The sequence below is a fragment of the Streptococcus mitis genome, from assembly GCF_003942695.1.
Taxonomy (GTDB): Bacteria; Bacillota; Bacilli; order Lactobacillales; family Streptococcaceae; genus Streptococcus; species Streptococcus mitis_BD.
The window spans coordinates 205,997-212,373 of the sequence record NZ_RJNU01000003.1 but is presented as its reverse complement, the minus strand read 5'-3'; the positions used below and the strand labels follow the sequence as shown (position 1 = coordinate 212,373).

Genomic DNA, 6,377 nt, shown 5'->3' with positions numbered 1-6,377 from the left:
GCCATTTTTACTAAATAATAATAAAAATGAAATCCGTTAATACTAATATTTTTATTAAAAAAAGAACCTAATGCGACTAAATATCTAATAAAATCATATTCTTTAACTTTTAGATCGTAATTATTTGAGGAACTAAAATGTTTATAATGATAAACATTATTATAAAAAAATACTTTTACCATCAATTATAATCCTTAACAAAATTCACAAACACCCCCACAAAAAATTGTGGGGGTGTTTGTGGGGAAGTTTCTAAAGAAACATTTCCTATTCTATCGCCTTTACTATTAACTAAAGGCCTTTAAACTCGGCTTTCCCCCTTAAACAATCAATGAACGATTATTTAAGAGTAACTGAAGCTCCAGCTTCTTCCAATTTAGCTTTGATTTCTTCTGCTTCTGCAGTTGGAACGCCTTCTTTGATGACACCTGGTGCACCATCAACAAGTTCTTTAGCTTCTTTAAGTCCAAGACCTGTGATTTCACGTACAACTTTGATAACACCAACTTTTTTGTCACCAGCAGCTGTCAACTCAACGTCAAATGAGTCTTTAGCAGCACCAGCGTCAGCAGCACCAGCTGCAGCAACAGCTACAGGAGCAGCTGCAGTTACACCAAATTCTTCTTCGATAGCTTTTACAAGGTCGTTCAATTCAAGGATTGAAGCTTCTTTAATTTCAGCAATAATGTTTTCAATGTTCAATGCCATTGTTATTTCCTCCAAATAAGTTTTTAATTTTATAATAGTTTTTTTCGTAGCTAGGCTACGCTGCGTAGCTTAAGATTAAGCTGCGTCTTCTTTGTTGTCTGCAACCGCTTTGACTGCAAGAGCAACGTTGCGCACTGGTGCTTGAAGTACAGAAAGGAGCATAGAAAGAAGTCCTTCGCGGTTTGGAAGAGTTGCAAGAGCAATGATTTCTTCTTTAGATGCGACAGCGCCTTCGATTGCACCACCTTTGATTTCAAGTGCTTCAGCGTTTTTAGCAAAGTCGTTCAAGATTTTCGCTGGTGCGATAACATCTTCGTTAGAAAATGCTACTGCAGATGGTCCAACAAATACTGATGCAAGATCTTCAAGACCAGCTTTTTCAGCTGCACGACGCAAGATTGAGTTTTTAATGACTTTATACTCAACTTCGCTTCCACGAAGCTCACGACGAAGAACTGTATCTTGCTCAACTGTCAAACCACGAGCGTCTACAACGACGATAGATGCAGCAGCTTTCATTTTTTCAGCTACTACGTCAACTAGTTCCGCTTTTTTAGCAATAATTGCTTCACTCATTAGTGTGTTCACCTCCGTAATTATTTTGCTTGGGGAATTTTTCCAAAAGAAAAACGCGCCCAAACCTAGACACGAAAGTACAATACGCTTCTTTTTACATGATACGTTTTGTCCTCGGTAGGATATTTACGAGTCGAGCTCCCCTACTGTCTTAGGCAGTTTTTTCAAACCGTATATAAGTATAGCATAGACAAAAAAAGAATGCAAGATTTTTGCAAACTTTTTTTTGAAATTTTTTTAAATCTCTACTGTCAAAACTTTACCTTGCTTAACAACCTGTTCTCCAGCGATATAAACATCATCAACATCACTGGATTTGACTGAATAAACGAGGTGAGAGAGCATATTTTCCTGAGGTTGGAGATGGATTTTTCCTTGTGGTTGAATCACGAGAAAATCTGCCTGCTTGCCAACTTCTAGGCTTCCTATCTGCTTTTCCATTCCTAGAACCTTAGCACCTTCTATTGTCAGAGCTTTGAGGGCTGTTTCGATAGGAAATTGACTGGCATCTCCATTCTTCATCTTCTGAAGGAGGGCTGCAGTCCGTCCTTCCTCAAACATATCTAGATTGTTATTGGAAGCTACCGAGTCAGTCGCAATTCCGACTGCTACCCCTGCTTTTTGGAGTTGAATAATTGGAGCAATTCCTGAGGCCAGTTTGAGGTTACTAATAGGATTGTGAGCGATAGCCACTTGAGAGGTTGCCAAACGTTCAATTTCCCGCTCGTTTAATTCGACCCCATGAGCAAAGACAGACGGATGATCTAAGTAACCTAGTTCTTCTAGAAAGGCGAGGGGGCGTTTTCCGTATCGTTTTAGGATAATTCCTGATTCCTCCTTGGTCTCCGCTACATGGATATGGATAGGAATGTCCAGCTCTTTTGCCATATCTAAGCTCGCTTGAAGCAAGTCTTTGCTACAGCTGTATGGAGAATGTGGCGCTACCATAACCTTGAAATTTGGATTTTCATATCCTAAAATTTCCTCTATGATGGCACGTGTTCTGCTTATGGTCTCAGCAGTTGATTCTGCTTCTGAAGAAAAGAGGGTCGGTGAGAAGTAACAACGCATCTTAGAAGCCTTGACTGCCTGATAAATTCTCTCAATATCCACACCATTGGGATTATACATATCGTTGAAGGTTGTTGTTCCTGACTGGAGCATTTCTGTCAGAGCCTCTTTGACTGCCTTGGTAGTCATGTCGGGAGTAAACTCAGCTTCTGCTGGCCAGATATAGTCATTGAGCCATTCATGGAGATTGCTGTCATCCCGAATCCCTCTCAAACCTGTCATAGCAGAATGGGTGTGGCAATTGACCAAACCAGGCATGATCCAGGCTCCCTGATAGTCTATAATCTGCTCAGATTGCTCTAAAATCTCTGGCTCCTCTTGGCCGACATAGACGATTTGAGAATCCTTAACGGCTAAGACACCATCCAAATAAACATGGAAATCTTGGTCACAAGTCACGATATTTACATGCTGATAGACTTTCATTGTTTTCTCCTTCTAAGACCTTGATTTTTTCTAGCTATTGTAACAAAAAAGTCACCCGAAGGCAACTTTTAGTGTCCTTAAGACTTTAAAATGGATAGGAATAGCTTATTCAGAGCTAAAGGCCGCAGCTTTTTGCATTTGGTAATACTTGCCCTTTCTATCCATGAGATCATGATGGTTACCATGCTCCACAATGTCACCATCTACCAAGACAAGAATCAAATCCGCATCCTGAATGGTTGACAAACGGTGAGCAATAATAAAGCTTGTGCGCCCCTTCATGAGTTTGGCAAAGGCATCCTGTACTAGCACCTCTGTCCGTGTATCGATGGAGGAAGTCGCCTCGTCTAAGATAAGAATCTTTGGAATAGCTAGAAAGACTCGGGCGATGGTCAAGAGCTGGGCTTGACCGACAGAGAGAGATTCTCCTGCATTTTCCAACTTGGTATTGTATCCCTGTGGCAACTGTTGGATGAAAAAGTCTGCGTTGGCTGCTTTTGCGGCAGCAATCACCTGCTCCCTACTGGCATCAGGATTTCCAAAGGCAATATTGTCATGAATGGTCCCTTGCTTGAGCCAGGTTTCTTGGAGCACCATGCCAAACTGCTGTCTCAATGATGCTCGGGTATAATCGTAAATAGAACGACCGTCTAACAAGATATCTCCTGAATTAATAGGATAAAAACGCATGAGGAGATTGATAAGAGTTGACTTACCAGCACCTGTCGGACCAACGATGGCCACCTTGCTACCAGCTGGGATATCGATAGACAAATCCTTAATCAAGATCCTTTCAGGATTGTATCCAAAAGAAACATGCTTAAAGGAAATAGCTCCCTTCACTTGGTCACTGGTCAAGACTTCCTTACCTGTTTCAGACACCTCAGGACTTTCTAATACAGCATAGACGCGCTCTGCACAAGCGAGAGCACTTTGCAACTCGGCTAAAACAGAAGAAATATCATTAAAGGGCTTGGTGTACTGTTGGACGTAATTCAAAAAAGTCACTAAACGTCCGATGGTCAAGGTGGACCCCATCATGATACGATAGGCTCCTACTCCAGCAAGAAGAGCATAGATGAGTGCATTAACAAAGCGGGTCGAAGGATTAACCGTTGAAGAATAAAAGATGGCTGACTGAGAATAGCCTGCGTAGTTGGCATTAGCCCCATGCAGTCTTTGGATAAACTCTGTCTGAGCATTAAAGGACTGGATAATGATCTGCTGGCTAAGCGATTCTTCAATCAACTGAGTCTGAATCCCCCTCGTCTCTGTTTGCTTCTGGAAGAGATGATAGGAGCGTTTGGCAATAAAGCGTGAAATCACCATAGACAGTGGTGTCAACAACAAGACCAAGAGGGTCATGAGGAGGTGGATTTGAAGCATAGCTAGAATACTAACCAAAATCATCAAGACGCCAATGAAAAATTGATTGAAAATCATGGTCAAACCAGCTGCCAACTGTTCTATGTCTGTGGTCACACGACTGACCATCTCTCCACTGCCCTGCCGATCCACAAAAGCAATCGGTAACCGATGGAGCTTATGAATGATTCGCTCTCGCAAGTCTCTGGTATAAGAGAAGATTAGACGATTATAAAGAAGAGGATTGGCCCATTGTACCAGAGTATTTCCTATGACTACCAAGATCATCTGAATGAAAATCTGCCAAAAAACTGGTGAAGAATCAGCTACTAGGACCTGGTCAATGACCTGCCCAATCAAAATAGGTAGGTAAATTGATAAGCCAACTTGGGCAATAGTTCCTAGAAAGGCAAGGAAAAGGAGGAAAGGATGACTTGCAAGGTCTTTAGCCAAACGTGTGAGCGTCTGGTTTGCAGTTTGTCGTCTCATGCTAGTCCTCCTTTCCATGTTGGGATGCATTGATTTCACGATAGACTTGGCTAGTTTTCATCAAGTCATCGTGCTTGCCAATAGCTAGTAGCTCACCTTTTTCCAAGATGAGAATCTGATCTGCCATCTGTAGTGTCGAAGTCCTTTGAGAAATCAAAATTAAGCTCGTATTTGGCAGATTTTCTCGAATAGCTTTCAAGAGCTTGTACTCGGTAATGGTGTCGAGGGCCGATGTCGCATCATCTAGGATGAGAAATGGAGCTTGGCGTAAGACTGCACGAGCGATAGACAGCCTTTGTTTTTGCCCACCTGAGAAATTTCGCCCTCCTGCCTCAACTAGGGCATCCAAAAGTCCTTCCTTTTCACTGACAAAATCCTTAGCTTGCGCAATCTCCAAGGCCTGCCAGAGTTCTTGGTCAGATACTTCTTGATTGAAACCTAGAGTCAAGTTGGAACGAATAGTTCCTTTAAAGAGTTCGACCTTTTGGGGCACATAGGCAATCCAAGACCGCCACTGCTCAAGATTACGAGGACTACATCCATCTCTATAAAGGGCAATGCTTCCCTTATCTACTGGATAAAGTCCAAGTAAGACTTGCACCAAGCTTGATTTACCTGAACCAGTTCCCCCGATGATACCAAGAATTTGCCCTTGCTTCATATCAAAGGAAATGTTTCTTAGAGAAGGCTGGGCCGCATCAGGATAGGTAAAGGTTAATTCTTTGACTTGCAAAACCTTATCGCTGGTAGCTTGTTTTTGTTCTAATTCTGAAAAAATATCTTCTGGAGCTTCAGTAAAAACTTCCTCAATTCGCTTGGCTGAGATATAGGATTGATTAAGAGAATTTATCAGCATGGCGAGCTTAACCAATTCCACCAAGATCTGCAAGAGGTAGTTGATAAGGGCAATAAGAGCACCTTGACTGAGCAAGTCTCCTTGAATTGAAATATAACCCTGCCAGATGATGACAAGAAGAGTTCCATTAACAATCAGATAGGTCAGAGGTGTTAACAAACTAGACCAGAAACCCGTCTTTTCTTGCAATCTAGCATAAACTTGGTTAAGGGTTTGAAAAATCTGTAACTCTCGTTTTTCCTGACCAAAAGCACGAATAACTCGCATCCCTTGCAATTGCTGGAGCGTTTCCAGAACCAGCTGATCCGTTTTCTTTCTGAGACTACTGTAGAGAGGATTGACCAATCGAGAGAGACCTACAATGACAATCGTCAAAATGACAACCATAACCAAAAACCAGAAAGTTAGCTCAGCCGAGATGCGATAGGCCATAAAGATAGCCCCAAAAACGATAATGGGCGCTCGCAAAAAGAGGCGCAGGAATTGATTAATACCAGTCTGAATCTGGTAAGTGTCCGAAGTCAAGCGAGTCACCAAGCTAGAAGTTGTCAGACGATCTCTGCTATCCTTGGGTAGGGAAAGAATATGACGATAAAGGTCGTCTGTCAATTCTTTGGCAAACCCAACCGCTGCCTTGGCTGAGTAAAACTGCGCTACCAAGGCCACTAAAACGCCAATCACTGCAAAGATAAGGAGCAGGCCAATCTGCATCCATAAATGCCCTTGATCTCTCTGGGGCAAGGACTGGTCAACAATCCCAGCAATCACCATGGGAACCAAGAGCTCAAAAACAGCTTCTAGCAGCTTGAACAGGGGAGCCAAAATTGATTCTTTGATATAGGATTTGAAGTAAGATAGTAAGTGTTTCATAAGTCCCTTCTATTCT

Annotated in this window: 5 protein-coding genes, 1 pseudogene and 1 other annotated feature; all 6 genes and pseudogenes read right to left on the bottom strand. The window is 42.1% G+C overall.

The annotated features are described in order from the left end of the window. Nucleotides 1-182 (bottom strand): annotated as a pseudogene (locus tag D8852_RS10080) (hypothetical protein); the annotation flags it as partial. A gap of 157 nt (nt 183-339) precedes the next feature. Continuing rightward, the gene (gene rplL, locus D8852_RS03910; RefSeq protein ID WP_001196964.1) at nt 340-708 is read right to left on the bottom strand and encodes a 50S ribosomal protein L7/L12; all 369 of its coding nucleotides are present in this window, start codon (nt 706-708) and stop codon (nt 340-342) included. A 75-nt stretch (nt 709-783) separates the two neighbouring features. Then, nucleotides 784-1,284: a 50S ribosomal protein L10 gene (rplJ, locus tag D8852_RS03905; RefSeq protein ID WP_001287271.1), complete on the bottom strand. Its 501-nt coding sequence runs from the start codon at nt 1,282-1,284 to the stop codon at nt 784-786. Between the two features lie 38 nt (nt 1,285-1,322). Further along, nucleotides 1,323-1,458, bottom strand: a sequence feature (ribosomal protein L10 leader region). Between the two features lie 63 nt (nt 1,459-1,521). Beyond that, complete coding sequence (locus tag D8852_RS03895) at nt 1,522-2,781, bottom strand: TRZ/ATZ family protein (protein WP_125424676.1); 1,260 nt, start codon at nt 2,779-2,781, stop codon at nt 1,522-1,524. Between the two features lie 105 nt (nt 2,782-2,886). Then, complete coding sequence (locus D8852_RS03890) at nt 2,887-4,635, bottom strand: ABC transporter ATP-binding protein (protein ID WP_125424675.1); 1,749 nt, start codon at nt 4,633-4,635, stop codon at nt 2,887-2,889. 1 nt (nt 4,636) lies between these two features. Further along, nucleotides 4,637-6,361, bottom strand: coding sequence for an ABC transporter ATP-binding protein (locus tag D8852_RS03885; protein ID WP_125424674.1), 1,725 nt, complete (start codon nt 6,359-6,361; stop codon nt 4,637-4,639). Nucleotides 6,362-6,377: the final 16 nt, after the last annotated feature.